Source organism: Anaerovibrio lipolyticus, from assembly GCF_021531495.1.
Lineage (GTDB): Bacteria > Bacillota > Negativicutes > Selenomonadales > Selenomonadaceae > Anaerovibrio.
Window position 1 is genome coordinate 1 of the sequence record NZ_JADYTY010000028.1, and the last position, 21,513, is coordinate 21,513.

A 21,513-nucleotide genomic window follows, 5' to 3' on the forward strand; every position below is an offset into this window, starting at 1 on the left:
TTGGCAGTTTGGCTGATTGTGCCCAAACTGCCAAAAATTCCGATATCATCATGGAGTTCTTGGCAGCTATGGGTCGGAATCAGGGTTATGCAGCGTAAAAATTGTAAAGTGCTGTCAATATAGCAAAAATGATTTTAAAATATTTTATATGTAAAAATATATTTGTTTTATGTAAAACAGTGTGGTATAATAAATGCATGAAAGGAGTTAAGCGTATGCCATAAATAACGAGATTCTATGGTATAGTCATCAAGATATTTTTTAGAAACGAACATAATCCTCCACATATTCATGCAGTGTATGGTGAATACAACGGAATATTTAGAATCGACAGTCTGGAAATGATTGAGGGCGACCTGCCAGCAAGGGCTGTAAAAATGATTCGGGAATGGGGATTATCCCATAAAGACGAATTGCAGTATATGTGGAATAACAAAACCATTAAGAAGCTGCCACCGTTGAAGTAATTAAATAGCCGCCTTGAATGGCGGCTTTATTCATAAGGATGTGATATTTATGTTGTCTATAAAAATTGCTAATGTAGTGCCATTGTCAAATATGCAGCTGTTGGTTTTCTTTGAAAATGGTGTTATTAAGAAATTTGATGTAAAGCCTATTATTAAGGACTATCCAGAGTTCGAAGCACTGGAGGAGCCTGCCCTGTTCCAAATGGTAAAGGTTGAGCCAGGAGGCTATGGAGTGTCTTGGAATGAGGACTTGGATTGTTCAGAGGGAGAACTTTGGGAAAATGGTGTTGAAATACCTTTATCTGTAGAGGATTTTGTCAGCTTTACCCAGCACGAGATTGTTAATACTACCGAGGTTGCGGATATGCTGGGATGTACAAGGCAGAATGTAATAGCCGCCATCAAGAACGGCCATATCCAGCCTATTAAGACCTACCAGCGCACAAAGCTCTTCTTGAAATCTGATGTAGCAAGGGCATAAAAATAGCTGTGTCCCGATTGTAAGACACAGCTATCTAGCAACAATTATGCGGATGTTTCGATTTTCTCAATAATGAGCTTCTGACACCAGGATGGCGGCATTCTCTTGCCGGCAATCCAATCCTGTACAGTGCGATATGGTGCATCCAGAAGAAGGGAAAGCTTCTTGATGTTCAACCCCGCCTTTTTCATGGCATATTTGATAGGGTTGTTTTCCCTGTCTATAACTTCCTGATAGGCTACTGTATCAGCCATAATCAGATTTACAAAGCCTTTGAATACAAGTCAATGGAAACACCCTTTTGGATGTATCTCCTGAGGATTCTGTTATGGCGTTCGTTCTGGGCTCTTTCCCATGAGAAATAAGGGTGCGCGAAATATATCGATACGCCATACGCTTCAAGCTCAGACAGACGCGAAAACTCGCTGCCGTTATCAGCTGTTATTGATTTGAATACTTTGCTGAAGAACTTATCGCCGTATTCTTCACGTAGAACTTCCATAGCAATCATTACTGAAGCAGCATCCTTTCCTGGAATCTTGATTGCTATGTAGTAATCGGTTTTCTTCTCTACAAGTGTAAGTACCACAGATTCTTTTCCAGCTCTCTTTCCTACAACGGTATCTATTTCCCAGTGGCCTTCCTCAATCTCTGCGGAGATTTCTTCCGGGCGTTCTGTGATGCTTGTTCCGTAGCTTCTCTTGTTGTTACGGATGAGTTTTTTCTTATGACGCCTGCGGAGAGCTTCCGGAAGATTAAACGGAGTAATAACCCAGTCCACAAAAGGATTACCGTTAAGAGCCTTGGCTTTTCGATGGCAACGACTACGGTTCACCTCATAGTTTGCTTGTCCCCGGCTTGGATTGTATTCAGGAAAGCGGCCTCTTGAGCCGTTCCTTTCGCCTGTGCCACGCTTGATTTCATACATAATGGTAGACGGAGAACAATCCAGAACATCTGCTATAGCTCTAAGCGTATATTTTAGCTTCCTGTATATCTTGATGCTTACTCTATCTTCAAATTTTAAGTGCTGACCTCTTTTGCGAGAAGGGGTAATCATGGTAGAATTGTTACGACTCATGGTGCATCTCCTTTGATAGCTTTTTGTGTGGTAACTTAATTCTACCAAAAAGATTCGCCGTGAGTCTTTTATTTGTTCAATTTCATTTTACAATCTACCATTTCAACGACCTTCATAACCTTGAGATAAAAAATAGGGTAAAATTCGACATAGCTCCACATCGCTTCTTGCATTAATACACAATCCTAAAATAATCCAAATATGCTTTATATTTATCTTGTGCAGCCAGGCAGGTATCTGTCAGATAGCCTTTTTCATTATCCCATTCTTTCAATCCACGATAATAGAACATCTTTAAATTATCATCAACAATAAATGGAACTATATTATTTTTCAAACATTCCTTAAACATAATTAATCTACCAATACGACCGTTGCCATCCTGAAACGGATGAATCCGCTCAAACTTCACATGGAAGTCCAGAATATCCTCAAATGTCTTTGCATCTTTAGCGTTGTATTCCATCAGCAAGGTCTTCATTTTATTGGCAACTTCTTCTGGAATGGTTGTATCCATACCACTGACTTCATTAGGAAGCTTCTTATAATCGCCAACAGCAAACCAATCTTTTCTAGAGTCGCTGGTGCCGTTCTTCAAAATAAAATGAAGGTCCTTGATAAATTTCTCCGTCAGAACTGCTCTTGCAGAATCAATAATTATGTCAATACAGTGGAAGTGATTTACTGTTTCAATTACATCATCAACATTCAGAACTTCTTTTTCTACACCGATAGTATTGGTTTCAAAGATATATCTGGTTTGATCGTGAGTCAGGCGACTTCCTTCAATATGGTTGGAGTTGTACGTCAATTCAATCTGCGTTTTATGATAAATACCACCGGAGTATTTACTTGCCTTCTGCTCTTTCAGAATATCCAACAGAGTAATCTTGACTTCTTTTCTCTTATTGATACGCTCTGGTTTCTCTGCATTTTCCGGAATGTTCCATATCTTACTGGTGATGAATGCACCATTCACACGACCTTGGGCACAATAATTTCTAACACTGCGCTCTGACACTTCCCACTTTTTCGCTATTTCAGTAACTGAAAGATATCGCATCTCTTTCCCTCCGTCATAAATAGCATCAAAACTACGTTAATATATTACATAGTATACCATATCATCGGCAAAAACATCAATATCTTCAATATAGGTTTTACATTTCTTGCCGTTATAAAAAATGTTATTTCTGAATATAGAAAACTGGACTTCATCGAAAATAAAGTCCGGTAAAATATAATCTCCATTGGTCAGAATAAAAATACCTACTATAGCCATTATCATAGATAATAAAATTTAACATTCCATATTGCAGGCTTATGCGTTGCAGTTCCATGTCCATATCATTATCCATATCATACTGCAAATCTTTATCCAAGCGATGATACAATGCTTCCTTGTAATTTCTTGTTAACCAAAGCCGAGAATTGTTCAACTCATCTTCCATATGAATATTATAGCGCATCTGGCATTTTTCATACTTACCTGTCCTCTTCATTTTCTCTACTATGTCAATATCACCTTCAATATACTGAATTAGCATCCGTTAGGCTTAGCTAGGAGCGAGTACACAAGCGGTATCTGTGCGTAAAGATAAATCACCAGTTAGGGCCATTAAGTCGGACAGAGCAAAAGTCGTTATGACCGCAGGCTGTATTTCAGAACCCACTGACATAACGACTTTCATTTCAAATATTTAGGGAGATAGGCAACTCGGCAAATCATAATTTACTGCTCCAGCATAGGCTTTAAGAACTTACCTGTATAAGAAGCCTTGACTTTCACAATTTCCTCTGGTGTGCCCTGAGCCACAATCGTGCCTCCCTTATCTCCTCCCTCTGGGCCCAAATCCACAATATAATCTGCACTTTTAATCACATCCAGATTATGCTCAATAACCACCACAGAATCTCCGCCATCAACTAACCGCTGGAGAATCTCCAACAGCTTATGAATATCTGCCGTATGTAAACCAGTAGTAGGCTCATCCAGAATATACAATGTTCTGCCAGTAGAACGGCGGGATAGCTCCGTAGCCAGCTTTACCCTCTGAGCCTCACCACCAGACAACGTTGTAGCAGACTGCCCCAACTTGACATAACCCAGTCCAACATCCTGCATCACCTGCAGCTTATTGGCAATACGAGGCACATTCTTAAAGAACTCTACTGCTTCCTCAATAGTCATATCCAGTACATCCGCAATAGATTTTCCCTTATATTTAACCTCCAAGGTTTCCTGATTGTATCTGGCACCGCCACAAACCTCGCAAGGCACATATACATCTGAAAGGAAATGCATCTCTATCTTGATAATGCCATCACCTTTGCAGGTTTCACATCGGCCTCCCTTAATATTAAAGCTAAACCGCCCAGGCTTATACCCGCGCATCTTAGCCTCACTGCACTGACTAAACAGCGTTCTGATTAAATCAAATACACCGGTGTAGGTAGCAGGATTGGAACGAGGCGTTCTACCAATAGGGCTTTGGTCAATATCAATAACCTTATCCACATTCTCCATACCCAACAGCTTTTTGAACTTTCCCGGTCTGCCTTTAATGCGATAAAGCTTGGAAGCCACTGCCTTATAAAGAATTTCATTTATCAAGGTACTTTTACCAGAACCAGATACACCAGTAATAACCGTAAATACCCCCAAAGGCAGTTTCAAATGTACATTCTTTAGATTATTCTCCTCTGCCCCCAGAATCTCCAGAAAATTACCATTTCCCTGCCGTCTTTTCTCTGGCACTGGAATAATTTTTTCGTGGCTTAAATACTGACCTGTTACTGACTCCGGCACAGCCATAATCTCCTCAGCTGTCCCCTGAGCCACCACATAGCCTCCCTGAGAACCAGCTCCCGGCCCAATATCCACAATATGATCTGCCACCCGCATGGTATCCTCATCATGCTCCACCACCAGCAGGGTATTGCCCATATTCCGCAGATTTTTCAATGCCTCTAGCAGCTTGTTATTATCTCGCTGATGCAAACCAATACTAGGCTCGTCCAAGATATACAGCACCCCTACCAAGCCAGAACCAATCTGGGTAGCCAGCCTGATACGCTGAGCCTCACCGCCAGATAAAGTACCAGCAGCTCTAGACAAAGTAAGATACTCCAAACCAACCTTAGCCAAAAATCCCAATCTGGCATTAATTTCCTTTAGTACCTGCTGACCAATAGTCCGCTCTCTGTCCGAAAACTCTACCTGCTGGAAAAACTCCTGACACTGAGCCACAGGCATATCCGTTACCTGCTGAATGTTTTTACCTCCAATAGTGACAGCCAGCACCTCTGGCTTTAATCTGGCCCCATGACATTCAGGACACAGATTAACACTCATATAATTTTCATATTCCTCCCGCATAGTATCTGATTCAGATTCCCGGTAGCGACGATTGAGAATATTCATTATTCCCTCAAAGGGAATACGATGAATCTTGTATTGTCCAAACATATTCTCATAGCCAAACTCCAAAATCTCCTCCCCAGTGCCATAGAGAAGCTTTTGCTGCAGCTTGGCTGGCATCTCCTGCCAAGGGGTATCCAAGGTACAGCCATATTTTTGTACCAAAGCATCCATCTGGCGCATATAATATCCTTTAACATTGGTAGACATAGGAGCAATGGCCCCCTCAGCCAAGGATTTAGCCTTATCTGGCAGTACCAGCTCCAAATCCATCTCCATTTGACTGCCCAATCCACTGCAAACAGGACAAGCGCCAAAAGGACTGTTAAAGGAAAACATTCTCGGTGTAATTTCCGGCAGGCTGATACCACAATCCTCACAGGCAAAATTCTGGCTGAACATTAGCTGTTCTCCATCGACAATCTGCACATAGGCCACACCCTGCCCCATCTTCAAGGCTACCTCCATGGATTCTGCCATACGAGGCCGTATCTCTGGCCGAATAATCAGCCGATCAATAACCACCTCAATGGTATGCTTTTTATTTTTTTCCAGCTGGATTTCCTCACCAGCATCCCGGATTTCACCATCAATGCGCAGACGGGTATAGCCCTCCTTGCGAATATGCTCCAGCAACTTTTTGTGCTCTCCCTTTTTCCCCCGCACCGCCTGAGCCATAATCAATAGCTTGGTGCGTTCTGGCAAAGCCAATAGCTGATCCAGCATCTGATCCAAGGACTGCTGATTAACAGGCTTACCACATCTAGGGCAATGAGGGTGCCCCACTCTAGCAAAAAGCAAACGCAGATAGTCGTAGATTTCCGTAACTGTGCCTACGGTAGAACGAGGATTGCGGCTGGTGGTTTTCTGGTCAATGGAAATAGCCGGAGACAAGCCCTCTATATAGTCCACATCAGGCTTGTCCATCTGTCCCAGGAACTGTCGGGCATAGGATGATAAAGACTCCATATACCGCCGCTGGCCCTCTGCATAGATGGTATCAAAGGCCAGAGAGGATTTACCAGAGCCGCTAAGGCCAGTAATGACCACCATTTTATCCCTTGGAATATCCAAATTAATATTTTTTAAATTGTGCTGTCTAGCACCACGAATGCGAATATACTTATCCATAAACTACCTCATATACCCTTACCCTAAGCATACTACTGACAAAATCGTCACATATGATGGCTTTAGCCCGTAAAATGCCTGCTATTTATTTTTTATCCCCATAGTATCCTGCAGTTCAAAAATCATATCCCTAAGCTGAGCGGCCCGCTCAAACTCCAAGGCCCTAGAGGCCATCTGCATTTCCTTGGTCAAAGCCTTCAAAAGTGCCTCCCCTTCCTTCTTGGTCAGCTTTTTATCCGGCCGCTGCAGCTTCTTGGCCGCAGCCTTGGCCTTGGCATCTATATCAACCTTGTATTCACCGCTTTCCTCAGCTACCAAGGTCAAATCAATCAAATCCTTGATTGGCTTTACAATGGTTTTTGGCACAATATTATGCTCCTGATTATAGGCCTCCTGCACCTGACGACGGCGGGCTGTTTCATCTATGGCTCTCTGCATGGAATCCGTAATCACATCAGCATACATAATAACCTGTCCCTCGGCATTACGGGCAGCACGGCCTATGGTCTGAATCAGTGATGTATCAGAGCGCAAAAAGCCCTCCTTATCCGCATCCAGAATAGCCACCAAAGATACCTCTGGCATATCCAAGCCCTCACGCAGCAGGTTTATACCTACCAGCACATCAAATTTGCCCAATCGCAGTTCCTTGATAATCTGGGCTCTTTCAATGGTGGCAATATCTGAATGAAGATACCGCACCTTCACACCCATTTCCTTGAGGTAATCTGTAAGATTCTCTGCCATACGCTTGGTCAAGGTAGTTACCAAAACCCGCTGATTTTTGGCTGTTCTTTTATGAATTTCTCCCAGCAAATCATCCATCTGCCCCTCCAAAGGACGGATTTCGATTTCTGGATCCAAAAGTCCCGTAGGACGAATAATCTGCTGTACCACCTGTTGAGCCTGTCCTAGCTCGTATTTAGCCGGCGTAGCAGAAACATATACAATCTGATTAATCCGCTTTTCAAACTCCTCAAATTTCAAAGGACGGTTATCATAGGCCGAAGGTAGACGAAAGCCATTATTGACTAACGAATCCTTCCGGGATCTATCCCCTGCATACATAGCCCGTACCTGAGGCAAGGTAACATGGGACTCATCCATTACCATGAGAAAATCCTCTGGGAAATAATCCAGCAGGGTATAGGGCGCATCTCCTGTTTTACGGCGGGTTAAATGCCGAGAATAATTCTCAATGCCTGAGCAGTAGCCCATTTCCTGAATCATTTCCAAATCATAATTTACTCGCTGTTCAATGCGCTGGGCCTCAATCAATTTATTTTCTGATTTAAAGAATTTGACCTGTTCCTCCATTTCCTGTCGAATGGTGGACATGGCGTATTCCAAATCCTCCCGATTAGTAACATAATGGGAAGCTGGAAAAATCATGGAATGAAGCCTTTCACCAATAACCTTGCCGGTAAGCACCTCAAATTCCAGAATCCTATCTACTTCATCCCCAAAAAGCTCTATCCGCACTGCTTTATTGCTATAACCAGCTGGAAATACCTCAATAACATCGCCCCGCACCCTAAAAGTGCCACGCTCCAGTACCAAATCATTTCGCTCATATTGAATGGCAACCAGTCGGCGGAGAATTGCATCCCTATCCGTTTCCTGCCCCTTGTGCAGGGACAAAACCATTTCATGATAGCTTTCCGGAGAACCCAAACCATATATGCAGGAAACACTGGCCACAATAATAACATCCCGTCGCTCAAAAAGAGAGCAGGTAGCAGAATGCCGCAGCTCATCTATTTCATCATTGATGGAAGCATCCTTCTCTATATAGGTATCTGTCGAGGCAATATAGGCCTCTGGCTGATAATAATCATAATAGCTGACAAAATAGCCTACATAATTATCTGGGAAAAAAGCTTTGAACTCGCTGGCCAGCTGGGCGGCCAAAGTCTTGTTGTGGGCAATCACCAAGGTAGGCCGCTGCACCTTCTCAATAAGCTTGGCTATAGTAAAGGTTTTGCCTGTACCAGTAGCTCCCAGCAGTACCTGAGCCTCCTGACCATTTTCAATACCGGCCGCCAATGCTTCTATAGCTTCCGGCTGATCCCCCATAGGCTCAAAGGGAGCTACCACATGAAAAGGCGTAGCCTTGTCTTCATTAAATTCTACATTATTCAGCTTAGGCAGCATGGACAAACCTCCTCAAAAAAAATCAGCTTGTGTGATTAGAACACACAAACTGATTATAGCACAATTAAAACACAAAATCCATATTCTTCCGCAGATGTCATTTCCACGTTATCTGCACAACCTATTTTCAAGTAATTTGAAAATCTAAACCGTCCCACTCCTATAGAGTTTTTTGTATCGAATACCTCATCATATATCCCAAAGACATTTCAATTTATTAATACTCGCTGATAATTCCGAATAACTACATTTTTCTGCTCCCAGCTTTATTATTTTCTGCAAAGAAATGGTTTTCTGTTCTTTTACCTCCATATTCAATTTCTCGGTAGGCAAAATATAAAAATCCCACTGTTTCATATCTAATGGGTTAAGTCCTTCATCCTTTTTCTCATAGTTATGGACACAAAATACATAAATCTGAGCCTGTCTTTTTATTTCCCTTTCATAAGCATTAGCTTTTGAATTAAAGGCTCTTGTGGGACGTATGGAAAACGATATCTTAGATTTGCCTTTCTGCTGCCATGTCTGCACATAACCAGATGATTTCACTTCTATAGATATATCATCATTGGTCAACACATCATATTTATCCCACTCTACTCTTGTATTTTGTCTTACATTTAAGGCACGAGCTACTAAATATTCGGCAAAATGCCCTCGCTCAATATTGCCAATAATATCAGAATAAGCCCATTGCCAAAATTCTAAAACCGAAGATATATGTTTTCCTTTATCATCGTATATAGGCTCCATCCCTGTTTTTCTCGTCAAATTATTATCATTACAACATACCACTATATACACTCTTGCTCCTATCATTATTTAGCTGGAAATACCCCACTACAACAACCGTGTATTCTCTCCACTATCAAATAACTTATCAGATTACACTCATAAGTATATATTAATTCCTTGAAAGTAAGGTGACAACTTCATTTATACCATATCACTGGAACCTTGACTGATTCATAAATGATAAAACTTACGAAAGTCTGCAAGATTACGCTCAGAAAATCCTTTACCGAATTCTTTTGTCAATACATCAGACAGTACTTTGACCTTGTATGATTTTTTGACACTGGTTTTTCTGGTGACTATCTGCATTGTTGCATTAAAGGCATAAGAAAATCCGCCTAAAGCTTCCAAACCTGGCGGATTTCCTTAAAGTTTCGTCATGTTATTCTGGGGCAACCGTCTACTGGTGCTCCCCTTATTTTTATTATACCTTGCAACCGAATTAATTGCAAGACATAGCAGGACACCTCGTCATAATTTTTTACTTCAAGCGAATTAGCTCGTACTGGCGGGTGCCCATGCCGATTTTTTCGCCGTGTTCTAGAGTTTCCTTCCAATGTACATTAGGATTGCTATCCAACCAATGGTCGTGATGACAATGCCAGTCCGGCTTAGCCAGATTGTCTCCCAACTGGGAATTGCGGATAGGCTCTGCCTGCTGACAAAGGTCGGCACAAGCCTGATCCAAGGCAATAGGGTCAAAGGAAGCAGCCATGCCGATATTTGGCAGAATAGCAGCATCATTCTCCCCATGACAATCACAATTTGGCGAAATATCCATAATCATGTTGATATGGAAGCATGGTCTATCCTGAACCACCGCCTGAGCGTATTCTGCCATCTTCTTATCCAACAGATCTCCCGCATCCCACTGCTCATTGCGGATAGCATCAAAATTGCAGGCACCTATGCAACGGCCACAGCCCTTGCAGGCATCATGGTCAATAACTGCCTTGTGATCCACATAGGTAATAGCATCAGAACCACACTCCTTGGCACATTTCTGACAGCCACGGCATTTGTCCGGATTTACTACCACCTTGCCGGAGGAATGCTGTTCCATCTTGCCAGCACGACTGCCACAACCCATGCCAATATTCTTAATAGCACCACCAAAGCCAGTAGCCTCATGTCCCTTGAAATGAGCCAAGCTGATAAATACATCTGCATCCATTACCGCCCGGCCAATTTTGGCTGTCTTGCAAATCTCACCATTCTTTACAGGTACCTCCACATCATCAGTACCCTTCAAGCCATCGCCAATAATAATCTGGCAACCAGTAGAAATGCTGTTAAATCCGTTAATATTAGCACATTCAATATGCTCCAAGGCATTCTTACGGCTGCCTGGATACAGGGTATTACAATCTGTCAGGAATGGCAGACCACCCTGCTCCTTCACCAAATCTGCAATAGCCTTGGCATAATTAGGACGCAAAAAGGATAGATTGCCCAACTCGCCAAAATGCATCTTAATAGCTACGAACTTTTTATCAAAATCAATATTCTTGATGCCAGCTGCAATACACAGGCGCTGCAGCTTCACAGTCCAGCTGGTACCAACCTGAGTACGGAAATCTGTAAAATAAACCTTGGATTTTTCCACGAAAACTCCCCCTTGCAAATATAATACACTAAGAATAGTATAACACCTAAACCCTGCTTTAAGTCAACTAAATATCATGAAAATCGAAACAGAATTTCCTAGAGCTAAAATAGGGTGTTTCCCGCAATAGCTCTATCAAAATTTCTGATATTTCTTCCAAGCCCCAGTATAGTCATGAATCCCAAATTTATCCGGATTGAACACAGGGTCCTGTCCCTGGGCCTTCTGACTTTCGTAGTCCTTTAAAATAGCCACAGCCTTAGGAGCCAGCAAAATAATAGCAATGATATTGGCCCAACCCATAAGACCATAACCTATATCGCCCAAGGCCCAGATAGCATCTGCATTTACCAGACAGCCAAAAAAGGAGGCCAGCACAAATACCACCCGTACAGATGTCAAAGCTGTTTTGTTACGCTTAAACAAATAACGGATATTGGTTTCTGCCTGATAGCAATAGCCTGTCAAGCTGGTGAAAACAAACATAACAATGATTATGGCCAAAGCCTTGCCACTCCAAGTGCCAAAGGTATTTATCAGGGAATACTGAGCCCATTTGATGCCTGCCTCAATATTGCCTACACTGTTTACCAGCAAGCCTCCCTGTCCATCAGATACATTATAGGTGCCAGTCAGCAGTACAATCAAGGCGGTAGCTGTACCAATCAGGAGAGTATCTACATAGATAGAACAAGCCTGTATCAAGCCCTGCTTGGCAGGATGGGAAGTTTCCGCTGCAGAGGACACTATAGCTCCACAACCCATGCCAGCTTCATTGGAATATATGCCTCGCTTAACACCCCAGGACACAGCAGAGCCAATAATGCCTGCAAATAGGGGATCCATACCAATAGCAGAGGTAACAATCATATGAAGCATGGCGGGAATCTGTTCCCAATGGCTAACAAGGATAAAAGCGGCAAAGCCCATATAAAACAAACACATAAAGGGTGTCAAAAACTCTGCCAGCTTGGAAATACGACGAATACTGCCAAAGATAATAAAAGCCAAAAAAGCACAGCAAATAAAGCCTACAATCACCCTATCCACAGCAAATGCTTCCTCAAAAACCAAAACCAGGGAATTTATCTGCACACCTGGCAACAGAAAGCCAGGGCCTAGAGCTGCAATAATAGCAAAAAGCTTGGCATAGGGCCTGCATTTCAAGCCATGCTCAATATAATAGGCAGGGCCACCCATAAATACCCCGCTGGAATTGCGGATTTTGTAGGCCTGCCCCAAAACAGACTCCGTAAAGGCCGAAGCCGCCCCAATAAAGGTAATTATCCACATCCAGAAAATAGAGCCAGGTCCGCCAATAAATATAGCTGTGGCCACACCAGCAATATTCCCCATACCTACCCTTGCTCCAACAGTGGTGGCAAAGGACTGAAAGGAGGAAATTCCATGCTCGCTTTTTTTGTCACCAAAAAGCAGTCGCAGCATATCGACAATAAGCCGTACCTGGGGAAAGCCCAGCCGCAGGGACAAATAAAAGCCTGCCCCTAGACACAGCCCTACCAGAGCCATGCTCCAAATTAAAGAATCCAATTGATTTACTACAGTGGAAAACACTTCCATAAACTCGTACACCTCATAATTTTATATGTAAATTTATTAACACAATACTGAAAAGCCAACAAAAATTATTCTATATAATTATATATTTTTCGTCAAATCATGGAAAATAGTAAAATTCCTAATATATCCTTGTTTAACTTCTGGGAAGAAAAAGGATTGCAGGTAGGAAAAATATGCACAAAAAAAGCGGGTAGGAAAAAAGCACCTACACCGTTTTTTTGTAGTTTTCAAGGAATTTAGTTCAAAGCACTGCGGACATTTGCCAAAACTCCCAAATGAACATCCATAGTAAGATTAAGAACTGCACTGACACCCCTACTGCCTCAAAGGCGTAGGCCAGATTAGCCATACCAAGAGGCCCATCAGTTTCTCCCACAAAATTGTGCAGGCCCAATCTGACTGGAAAACCTGCCTTAGTGTAATAGATATACCTGCCAAAACAAAAAGGGCCATCAGCCAATAGCTTGATATAGCTACTGACCGATTGGCCCATTCCAATCAATATATTTAGTTTGCCAGCGAATTTCCACTATCATAATTAGCTATTTTCGCCTCTGCCATATGCTTAATCCAGGAGGGTTGCCTTGCCGGTATAGTCCAAATATTCCTGAATAACAGCCTTTTCAATACGGCTGAGGGTTTCTGGATCCTTGCCGCCAACCTTTTTGCCCTCAATCTCAGTGGCATGCTGACACATCTTGGAGGAAGCGGTAACAATAACCTCATCTGCATCATATAGCTCTTCCAAGCTAAATGGACGCTCCATAACGGTAATTCCCAATCTGCGGCAAGCCTGAATCATATGAGTCTTGGCAATACCGCGCAGAATAAACTGATCATCAGGATGACTGATAAGCATACCGTTTTTGAGTATCTGCACATTGCTGTGACAACACTCTGTAACAAAGCCATCGCGATGCAGTACACACTCATCAGCTCCCAATAGGGTAGCCTCCTGAGTACCAGCCACTGCTGGCAGCAGATTCAAGGTTTTGGCATTGCCATGCTGGAAGCGGGTATCAGGACGAACAATCAGCTTCAGCTCCTTCTTTGGATCCCCAGCCTTGGATTGCTTAATCCATACCCAGAGCTTGCCAACCATGTCCTTGCTATAGGCATGATCTCTAGGTGCTATACCGCGAGTTACCTGCCAATATACAAAATGAGTCTCACCCTCTACCTGCTTCAGAAGATCTGTCAAAAGCTTGCCCAGCTCCTCTTTCTCCATAGGCACCTTTATATCAAAATAGTTGGCACTGGTATAGAAGCGATCCAGATGATCCTCCAGCAGATAAACTACATGGTTGCCACCAATAGTTGCATCATAAACACCATCGCCAAAGAAATGTGAGCGGTCATTAAATGGAATCATTACCTCATCAGGGGTACCAATCTTTCCATCATAGTAAGCTAATTCTTTAAACATATAATCACCTCATAATCAAAATTCTAAGGCATATCTGTTTTTCACAGTTATTACTATAGCACAGACCTGGGCATTTGACTATATTTTTTTAGTATAACAAAATATGTATACAATGTACCATCAACGGTAATTCTTTTCCCATACATGCTGGGTGTGCAGTAGTTTTTCTGCCTTTTCACTAAGAGGTTTTTCCAAGAAATCCTTGTACAGCTTCTGTACCTGCGGATTCTCATGGGAACGGCGCAGCTTCCGCTTCTTGTCCAGATTATAAAGACGCTGGCCTCGCTGAGGTGCCCACTCGCAACCCTCGTGAATTGGCTGTCCGCCACCGCCTACACAACCTCCTGGGCAGGCCATAACCTCCACGAAGTCATAATGAGCCTCCCCTCTTTTGATTTGCTTGATAAGCCTTTCTGCATTTTTCAAACCGCTAACCACACAGGTTTTCAGGGTTCTGCCAGCAATATCAAAATCTGCTGTGCGAATACCGCCTAAATTAATGGCATTATCCCGGCCCTCACTGCGGGTGTCCCGCACCTTCTGGAAGGCATCCTCTGGCGCCTCCTCGCCGGTTACTACCTTGTAGGCAGTTCGCAGAGCCGCTTCCATAACACCGCCAGTAACACCAAAGAGGACACCAGCACCAGTACCATCACCAATTGGTGAATCAAATGGCATTTCCTGCAAGCCACGAGGATCTATATGCTCTGCTCGCAGCAGACGCACCATCTCTCTGGTGGTCAGCACATAATCCACATCCTGATAGCCGCTGGCCTTCATGGAAGCCAAGGCTGCCTCTCTCTTCTTAGAGACACATGGCATAATGGAAATGGAGCAGATATTTTCCGGTGCCACACCAGTTTTCTTGGCGAAATAGGTCTTGACCAAAGCACCAAAAATCTGCTGAGGACTCTTGGTGGTAGACAGATTTAACAGCATTTCAGGATGGTTCATGGTCAGATAAGAAACCCAGCCTGGACAGCAGGAGGTAAACATTGGCATCTTCTTGTTATCAGACAAGCGCTCCAGCAGCTCTGTTCCTTCCTCCATAATGGTTACATCTGCCGCAAAAACTGTATCCAGCACATAGTCAAAGCCCATACGCTTCAAGGCTGCCACCAAACGGCCCTCAGTATCAATGCCTGGCTCCATATCCTTGCGCTCCAGCCAGGCTGTACGAACAGCAGGGGCAATCTGTACTACAGTAACCTTGTTAGGATCTGCCAAAATATCATATATCTCTGGCAAATCATTTCTTTCCTTCAAGGCGCCAGTAGGACAATGGGTGATACACTGACCACAAAGGGTACATTTGGTATTGGAAATAGGCATATTATCCACAGTGCTAATATTGGTATAGGCACCGGTATTCTGTACATCCCAAATATCACAGCCCTGTACCTTGCTGCAAATCTGAAGACAGCGCATACATTTTATGCACTTCTTGGAATCCCGAATCAAAGGAAAATTATTGTCCCAGGCCTGCTCTGTTACATGGCGCTCAAAGGGCAGATCATAAATGCCCAAATGGCCAGCCAAGGTCTGCAAAGGACAGTTACCAGAACGGACACAGGTAGCACAGAGACAGTCATGCTGAGAAAGAATCAGCTCCACATTGGACTTGCGGACACTTCTTACCTTGGCGGAGTTGGTAAAGATAACCATGCCCTCGCTTACGGCAGTAGAGCAGGCTGTTACCAGCTTGTTCTTCCCCTGAATCTCCACCACGCAAACCTTGCAGGCGGAAATTTCATTGATTCCCTTTAGGTAGCAGAGATGTGGTATATAGATACCCAGCTTCTTAGCTGCTTCCAATATGGTTGTACCTTCCTCCACAGAGAGATCTATATTATCAATTTTTACATTTACCATCTAAGTCTGCGACCTCCCTTCAGGGCAGAGAATCCAAATTTATCACACCGCAGGCAGCGGCCAGCCTCCTGACAGGCCTCCTGCTCACTCATGCAGATTTCCATTGGCTGGAAATTATTCTTGCGGGCGCCAACTTCCTTTTCAGCCAGCTGTACCTTGCCACAAGGCAGTTTTTCTGCCAAATCCGGCTCCGGAATCTGAACATCACAGGAAATAATATGCTTATAGCCCAGATATTCATCAATATTAGCTGCAGCTACCTTGCCAGCAGCAATAGCCTTGATAACAGTTGCCGGGCCTGTAGCACAGTCACCACCGGCAAAAATACCATCAGCATTTTCTACCTCGCCAGTCATAGCTGCAGCAATTGCCCCTCGCTTCAAGCTGATACCAGCATCCTCAAAGGCCTTGCTGTCAATGCCCTGACCGATGGCCACCACAATGACATCACATGGTATCCGCATCAATGGTACTTCAGCGTGAATAGGCCGTGCTCTGCCCCAGGCATCAATAGGGCCGATAATCTGTGGCTCTACCCAGAGAGCTACTACCTTGCCATTTTCATCGGCCTCAATATGATGTGGAGACTTCAAGCCATATAGCTCTGCTCCCTCAGCAATAGCACCCTCAATTTCCTCTGGCAGGGCTGTCATATCCTCCTGACGGCGTCTATAGGCAATACCTACCTTCCTAGCTCCCAGACGGATAGCAGAACGAGTACAGTCCATAGCCACATTACCGCCGCCAATAACCACTACATCCTTGCCCTTGAAATCAGGCATATCATCGTCACCAATGCGCTTCAACAGCTCCACAGCAGAGATAACACCCTGGGCATTCTCCCCTTCAATGCCGATTTTCTTATCGTTATGGGCACCAATGGCAATATAAACTGCATCGTATTCCTTGTTGAGGCTCTCGAGTGTAATTTCTCCCTCTTCCTCACCAATTCTGGTATTCAAATGCACCTCTACTCCGGTGCTAAGAATTACCTCCAAATCCTCATCCAAACGCTCACGAGGGAAGCGGTAATTTGGAATACCGTAGCGAAGCATACCGCCCAGCTTCTTCTTCTCCTCAAAGACAACAGCATGATGGCCCATTAATTCCAGATAATAGGCTGCAGAAAGACCAGAAGGACCGCCACCGATAATAGCCACCTTCTTGCCAGTGCTGGCACATTTCTCTGGTATTGGCACTGTATTGGCATGAGCATGCTCCACGGCCATCAGCTTCAAGCCACGAATATTGATGGACACATCCACCATACTACGGCGACAGCGCGCCTCACAAGGGTGCTCACAAATCATAGCACAGGCTGTAGGGAAAGGATTGTCCTTGCGAATCAGCCGCACTGCATCAGCATAGCGCTTCTCTCCTACCAAAGCCACATATCCAGGAATATCTACCTGGGCAGGGCATAGAGCCACACAAGGAATGGCATGCTGGGCATGAACAGAGCAGCAGCCCTCCTTTACATGATGCTCATAGTCCTCACGGAAGCCGTCAAAACCTGCTACCAGCATATGAGCCGCCTCATAGCCAATGGCACAGTCAGCGCTGGCCTCAATATTCTTGGCTGTCTGCTCAATCAAATCCAAGGTTTTCATGGTAGCCTTGCCATTAAGCACATCCTCCAGCAAATGCTGCAGCTGCAGCAATCCTACCCTGCAGGGTACGCATTTGCCACAGGTCTGAGCCTGACAAACCTTCAAAAATGACAGCTGTAAATCCACTGGACACAATCCCGGTGGTGAAGCAATAATATGGCGCTCCAGATCCTTGTACAGCTTCTCAACGGTTAGCTGAACTCTATCAGGAGTCTCGACTTTTAATCTGCTCATACTCTTCTCTCCAGTACACAATACCCCTAGCAATTTTGCTAAAAACACATATTAACTACTACAAAACTAGAATAGATTCTTTCTCAATTATATACACTTTCTCATAATAGGTCAATGTATCATTTGTAAATAAAAATATGAAAATTTCTTTAGCTGAAAAAATATATTTTTAGATAACAAAAAGCTCCCACAAAATATTGTGAGAGCCTAAATTTCAATGGTGCCGAAGGCCGGACTCGAACCGGCACGTAGGGTAACTACGCTTGATTTTGAGTTACGCAAATAAATCACTTAGAACATTCCATATCATCTCAAAAAGCTTACAAACAGCGTAACCACGCCGTTTGTGAGCTTTTATTTTTTTATGTGTTATCATCTAAATCCAGCTACATTTTGTGGTTTTGTGCTCACCATGTGCTCACGAGATATGCCATCTTCCCTACTAACTCCTGCACTTACGATGCTTAATGACTAAAGAAACAACTAATGAATCCAGAGTAACACCTAAGTTGCAAACTTTTTTCTATAAAAAACAATTATGCTCCCACTATATTTTCTTACACGGAACAACACCATATCCGAAGCAATTTTATCAAAAAGTGATGCAGTTTTTGATAAAAATCCATGTCACATATAAAAGGACAAAATCCCCCAATTTCGTCCTCTGTCCTCTATATTTTCTAGCCGCCTCATATGCCACAAGACATACACCCCAATGTTTTTTCACAGGACAAAGGGAACGACAGGACAAAAGTTTTTCTTCATCTGCAGCACATTATATCACACAAAATTAAAATCTGCATCACATTTTCTCCCAATATCATAAACTATTTTTATTGCTGTGCATAAATTCACATAAACAGTTGTAAGGTACTAACCATTTTCTACCAATCTTCAGTGAAGGAAGCTTGCCGCTCTTCAATAAACTGTATACTGAATTCTTTCCCAAACGTAAATAATCACAAACTTCTTCAACTGTCATAATAGTATTCAAATCAGGTTCATACATAGTTTCTCTCCTTCTTATTGATATTGACTATTTTCTGCGATACTCCCCATCTCCTGCCTATTCCTCATATATTCCACTATCGAATCGGCTGGAATTTTCCACGACCTTCCACCATAATCTTTGTACGCCCTCAATGTCTTACCGTGTACCAGTCTATATACCTGCTGTACACTTAGATTTAATAACACTGCTGCTTCAGCTGCGTAAAATGCTGACTTTGTCAATATCAAAGCAGTAACCATACCATCACCTACTACATATATTAATTATATTTATGTTAAGTTATTTATCTTTATCCAATAACATCATCCATTATATAATATTAACGATAAATAACTTTTTATAAAAAAATGCTTATATCGCATAATAAAAAAAGAACCTCCCCAAAAAGAGAGGTTCGATAAGCCTGTTCAGGCGCTGGCATAGTTCTTCTGACAGTCCATACATAAAGGTTTGCCAAATCTGCTCTCACTAAAAGATTTGACTTTCTCACTTATGCGCATACCGCAATCAAAACAGGCATAGGCTGTCCCCTTACGGGAGGAAGGAGATTTTGCCTCATCTTCCACAGGCAGATTATTCCTGCCAGCTGAACCAGCCTGTCTTGCACCAGACATAGGATAAACCTGGGCAGGAGCTGCTGTAAACTGGTCAGTCCTGCTATCTGCCTCCGGATCATCACCAGTGCTGATATTGAAAGCCATCATGTACGCATACTTTATGCTTGCAGTTTCCGCTTTCATGACAGCCTTGTCACCACCATCCTGACCATTGCCAAGCCCGATAATCTCAACCCATTCACCAGATTCCGTATCTATGAGGCGTATCACCATCCGTACAGTTGCAAGATGTTCCTGATTGCCACGGGCATTGACTACATGCTCAAGGCTTACCAGCTCTGCCCTTGCCAGGGAACAGATTTTGTTCCTGCACAGGGAATCATTTACCTTCTCCAGCACATCAGCAGCTGTTGCATACTGATATTTGTGAAATTCATTGGTGCCGTTTTTGGCAATGTGGCTTACATCTTCCATTACCTTGACCAGCTTGCCACTGATTTTTTTGATAGAACGCTCCTGAATAGTTGCAGTTTCCATTACTCATCTACCTCCCATACTTCCTTATAAATCCGCTTTGCCTCATCAGTATCCCTCTCAGGATAAAACTCACTGGCAATGCATCCATCCTTCAAAATAAGACAACCACAGTTTCCGATGTCTTCGCCAGCATAAACACATTCAATTACCGCATCTGGAAATCTCTCCGCCAATGCCTGAAAGATAGGGAAAGGGGCAGACCAAGGTGTTTCAAAGTAAACCTTGTTCTTCTTCCAGCCTGTGCGCACAGCATTATACTTAGTCCCCCAGTTCTTGAATGTCCAGAGATACCATGATGTATCGCCATGCTCCTGCTCGCTCAAAAAGGCTCTTTCTCCCAGCTTCAGGTCGATATAGCCTTCACGCTCCAGCCTGCTTATCACATCATCGAGATTTTCTCCCTTATGCTGATACATATTCACCAGGCTGCACATATTCATATCCATGCTGTAGCCATGCAGGTATCTATAAGCCGATAACGAGTCAGCCTCCTTGCCATAGCAGTCCCTCATTACCCAGTCCGGCATAGGGATGAGATTATTGAAATCAACATCTGCTTCATCACTTCTTAAACAGTCACTTACCTTCTCAACGTATTTTTCTTCAATATACAATACGCTTTTTACATAATTTGCCACAATATCACACTCCAATCATACAGCTTTTTCCATAGCATCAGCCATGAGCCTTGCTCCATAAGGACAAACCGCAGCAACCTCGCAGTAATCACGGCACTTCCTGTCATGCCATCTTTCTCTTGATGAGCAGACAGGCGGCAGGACATGATTTTTCAATGAATTGCGCAGTACCTTTGCCTTGTGTGCAAAATAACGCTTCAGCCATCTGTCAGAAATCTTCTTTATAGGTATCAGATAAATATGTCTGTCAATCCCTCTTTCAGAAGCCAGCCTGAGATTATAATCCCGGCAGATAGCCTGAATATACATCTCATGCACTTCAAATCCCTGCGCCTCCAAAAGCATACGGTAATAATTCAGCTGTACAGCCCATTCAAATACAAACCTGACGCCATCCGCAAATATCTGCTGGCGGTACTTGGGCTGCCCCTTTTTAGCACCTGTTTTATACACTTCGCCTGTTGCTACGGATTTCCTGTAATAGCCTAATGCCCTCATAATCTTGTAGGAGCTTGTCACCTTCAAATCGCCCAGCACCCCATCATCACTGCTAAGAAGCTGACCATAGAGGTCAAACTGTCCGCTGGTGGTATCGTCGCGGAGCCTTTCCTCACTGAGTATCGCTCCACCTGCATACTGGTCATGAACAGCATGTACGCCCTGCCCCTGCAGTGCATAAAGAACTGATTCAGGTGATACGGCATAGCCAGTCATCTTCTTCAGGTAAGTTTCCCTGTTTCCCGCAATCAGCTCAGTGACAGTAGGCTGCTCCAGCTTCCTGTCAACGCTCTTTGCCACCGCCCTCAAAGTGGGCAGGAACATACATCTTTGTTCCCGTACACATGACTTCAGGCATTTTTCTACGCCAACCTTTTGTCCATTAGGACAGATAAATTCCGTTACTGGCATA

At 43.4% G+C, this 21,513-nt stretch carries 20 protein-coding genes; 2 read left to right on the forward strand and 18 right to left on the reverse strand.

Annotation, left to right across the window (positions count from 1 at the left end; genetic code table 11):
* Positions 1 to 248 precede the first annotated feature (248 nt).
* A complete protein-coding gene (locus tag I6E26_RS08925; RefSeq protein ID WP_328228059.1) occupies positions 249 to 467 on the forward strand; it encodes a DUF4160 domain-containing protein in 219 nt (72 codons plus the stop codon).
* A gap of 49 nt (positions 468 to 516) precedes the next feature.
* Complete coding sequence (locus I6E26_RS08930; RefSeq protein ID WP_235321539.1) at positions 517 to 948, forward strand: DUF2442 domain-containing protein; 432 nt, start codon at positions 517 to 519, stop codon at positions 946 to 948.
* Positions 949 to 992: 44 nt separating this feature from the next.
* Here I6E26_RS08930 and I6E26_RS08935 read toward each other — a convergent pair whose 3' ends face one another.
* The 18 genes from I6E26_RS08935 to I6E26_RS09015 all read right to left on the reverse strand — a co-directional run bounded on the left by I6E26_RS08935 (position 993) and on the right by I6E26_RS09015 (position 21,512).
* Entirely contained in the window at positions 993 to 1,202 is a 210-nt protein-coding gene (locus I6E26_RS08935; protein ID WP_235321540.1) for a hypothetical protein, read from the reverse strand.
* An 8-nt stretch (positions 1,203 to 1,210) separates the two neighbouring features.
* Positions 1,211 to 2,029, reverse strand: coding sequence for an IS30 family transposase (locus I6E26_RS08940; RefSeq protein WP_235321541.1), 819 nt, complete (start codon positions 2,027 to 2,029; stop codon positions 1,211 to 1,213).
* 172 nt (positions 2,030 to 2,201) lie between these two features.
* On the reverse strand, positions 2,202 to 3,092 hold the full coding sequence (locus I6E26_RS08945; protein WP_235321542.1) for a Fic family protein: 891 nt from the start codon (positions 3,090 to 3,092) through the stop codon (positions 2,202 to 2,204).
* A 151-nt stretch (positions 3,093 to 3,243) separates the two neighbouring features.
* Positions 3,244 to 3,531: a hypothetical protein gene (locus tag I6E26_RS08950; protein ID WP_235321543.1), complete on the reverse strand. Its 288-nt coding sequence runs from the start codon at positions 3,529 to 3,531 to the stop codon at positions 3,244 to 3,246.
* A gap of 230 nt (positions 3,532 to 3,761) precedes the next feature.
* Entirely contained in the window at positions 3,762 to 6,581 is a 2,820-nt protein-coding gene (gene uvrA, locus I6E26_RS08955; protein ID WP_235321544.1) for an excinuclease ABC subunit UvrA, read from the reverse strand.
* 81 nt (positions 6,582 to 6,662) lie between these two features.
* Positions 6,663 to 8,741, reverse strand: a complete 2,079-nt coding sequence (uvrB, locus tag I6E26_RS08960) for an excinuclease ABC subunit UvrB (protein WP_328228058.1) — start codon at positions 8,739 to 8,741, stop codon at positions 6,663 to 6,665.
* A 183-nt stretch (positions 8,742 to 8,924) separates the two neighbouring features.
* Positions 8,925 to 9,488, reverse strand: a complete 564-nt coding sequence (locus I6E26_RS08965) for a hypothetical protein (RefSeq protein ID WP_235321546.1) — start codon at positions 9,486 to 9,488, stop codon at positions 8,925 to 8,927.
* Positions 9,489 to 9,701: 213 nt separating this feature from the next.
* A complete protein-coding gene (locus tag I6E26_RS08970; RefSeq protein ID WP_235321547.1) occupies positions 9,702 to 9,881 on the reverse strand; it encodes a hypothetical protein in 180 nt (59 codons plus the stop codon).
* A gap of 130 nt (positions 9,882 to 10,011) precedes the next feature.
* On the reverse strand, positions 10,012 to 11,136 hold the full coding sequence (locus tag I6E26_RS08975; RefSeq protein WP_235321548.1) for a DUF362 domain-containing protein: 1,125 nt from the start codon (positions 11,134 to 11,136) through the stop codon (positions 10,012 to 10,014).
* 135 nt (positions 11,137 to 11,271) lie between these two features.
* Positions 11,272 to 12,717, reverse strand: coding sequence for an alanine/glycine:cation symporter family protein (locus tag I6E26_RS08980; RefSeq protein WP_235321549.1), 1,446 nt, complete (start codon positions 12,715 to 12,717; stop codon positions 11,272 to 11,274).
* A 565-nt stretch (positions 12,718 to 13,282) separates the two neighbouring features.
* Complete coding sequence (locus tag I6E26_RS08985) at positions 13,283 to 14,143, reverse strand: aminotransferase class IV (protein ID WP_235321550.1); 861 nt, start codon at positions 14,141 to 14,143, stop codon at positions 13,283 to 13,285.
* Between the two features lie 120 nt (positions 14,144 to 14,263).
* Complete coding sequence (locus I6E26_RS08990) at positions 14,264 to 16,015, reverse strand: [FeFe] hydrogenase, group A (protein WP_235321551.1); 1,752 nt, start codon at positions 16,013 to 16,015, stop codon at positions 14,264 to 14,266.
* Positions 16,009 to 17,859: an NAD(P)-binding protein gene (locus I6E26_RS08995; RefSeq protein WP_235321552.1), complete on the reverse strand. Its 1,851-nt coding sequence runs from the start codon at positions 17,857 to 17,859 to the stop codon at positions 16,009 to 16,011. The genes I6E26_RS08990 and I6E26_RS08995 overlap by 7 nt, the downstream gene beginning before the upstream one ends.
* A gap of 820 nt (positions 17,860 to 18,679) precedes the next feature.
* Entirely contained in the window at positions 18,680 to 18,868 is a 189-nt protein-coding gene (locus I6E26_RS09000) for a helix-turn-helix domain-containing protein (protein ID WP_235321553.1), read from the reverse strand.
* Positions 18,869 to 18,882: 14 nt separating this feature from the next.
* The gene (locus I6E26_RS11400) at positions 18,883 to 19,110 is read right to left on the reverse strand and encodes a helix-turn-helix domain-containing protein (RefSeq protein WP_419179922.1); all 228 of its coding nucleotides are present in this window, start codon (positions 19,108 to 19,110) and stop codon (positions 18,883 to 18,885) included.
* Between the two features lie 168 nt (positions 19,111 to 19,278).
* Positions 19,279 to 19,965, reverse strand: a complete 687-nt coding sequence (locus I6E26_RS09005; protein ID WP_154405430.1) for an ERF family protein — start codon at positions 19,963 to 19,965, stop codon at positions 19,279 to 19,281.
* Positions 19,965 to 20,603 carry a hypothetical protein gene (locus I6E26_RS09010; protein ID WP_235321554.1) on the reverse strand — a complete coding sequence of 213 codons (639 nt, stop codon included), beginning with the start codon at positions 20,601 to 20,603 and terminating at the stop codon, positions 19,965 to 19,967. Before I6E26_RS09010 ends, I6E26_RS09005 begins: the two co-directional genes overlap by 1 nt.
* A 15-nt stretch (positions 20,604 to 20,618) precedes the next feature.
* Positions 20,619 to 21,512: a hypothetical protein gene (locus tag I6E26_RS09015; RefSeq protein ID WP_235321555.1), complete on the reverse strand. Its 894-nt coding sequence runs from the start codon at positions 21,510 to 21,512 to the stop codon at positions 20,619 to 20,621.
* Position 21,513: the final 1 nt, after the last annotated feature.

Excerpts from the sequence above, each read along its gene's own strand:
- I6E26_RS08930 (WP_235321539.1), top strand. The coding sequence starts at position 517 with ATGTTGTCTATAAAAATTGCTAATGTAGTGCCATTGTCAAATATGCAG.
- I6E26_RS08935 (WP_235321540.1), bottom strand. The coding sequence starts at position 1,202 with ATGGCTGATACAGTAGCCTATCAGGAAGTTATAGACAGGGAAAACAAC.
- I6E26_RS08940 (WP_235321541.1), bottom strand. The coding sequence starts at position 2,029 with ATGAGTCGTAACAATTCTACCATGATTACCCCTTCTCGCAAAAGAGGT.
- I6E26_RS08945 (WP_235321542.1), bottom strand. The coding sequence starts at position 3,092 with ATGCGATATCTTTCAGTTACTGAAATAGCGAAAAAGTGGGAAGTGTCA.
- I6E26_RS08950 (WP_235321543.1), bottom strand. The coding sequence starts at position 3,531 with ATGAAGAGGACAGGTAAGTATGAAAAATGCCAGATGCGCTATAATATT.
- uvrA (WP_235321544.1), bottom strand. The coding sequence starts at position 6,581 with ATGGATAAGTATATTCGCATTCGTGGTGCTAGACAGCACAATTTAAAA.
- I6E26_RS08965 (WP_235321546.1), bottom strand. The coding sequence starts at position 9,488 with ATGGAGCCTATATACGATGATAAAGGAAAACATATATCTTCGGTTTTA.
- I6E26_RS08980 (WP_235321549.1), bottom strand. The coding sequence starts at position 12,717 with ATGGAAGTGTTTTCCACTGTAGTAAATCAATTGGATTCTTTAATTTGG.
- I6E26_RS08985 (WP_235321550.1), bottom strand. The coding sequence starts at position 14,143 with ATGTTTAAAGAATTAGCTTACTATGATGGAAAGATTGGTACCCCTGAT.
- I6E26_RS08990 (WP_235321551.1), bottom strand. The coding sequence starts at position 16,015 with ATGGTAAATGTAAAAATTGATAATATAGATCTCTCTGTGGAGGAAGGT.
- I6E26_RS08995 (WP_235321552.1), bottom strand. The coding sequence starts at position 17,859 with ATGAGCAGATTAAAAGTCGAGACTCCTGATAGAGTTCAGCTAACCGTT.
- I6E26_RS09000 (WP_235321553.1), bottom strand. The coding sequence starts at position 18,868 with ATGTATGAACCTGATTTGAATACTATTATGACAGTTGAAGAAGTTTGT.
- I6E26_RS11400 (WP_419179922.1), bottom strand. The coding sequence starts at position 19,110 with ATGGTTACTGCTTTGATATTGACAAAGTCAGCATTTTACGCAGCTGAA.
- I6E26_RS09005 (WP_154405430.1), bottom strand. The coding sequence starts at position 19,965 with ATGGAAACTGCAACTATTCAGGAGCGTTCTATCAAAAAAATCAGTGGC.
- I6E26_RS09015 (WP_235321555.1), bottom strand. The coding sequence starts at position 21,512 with ATGCCAGTAACGGAATTTATCTGTCCTAATGGACAAAAGGTTGGCGTA.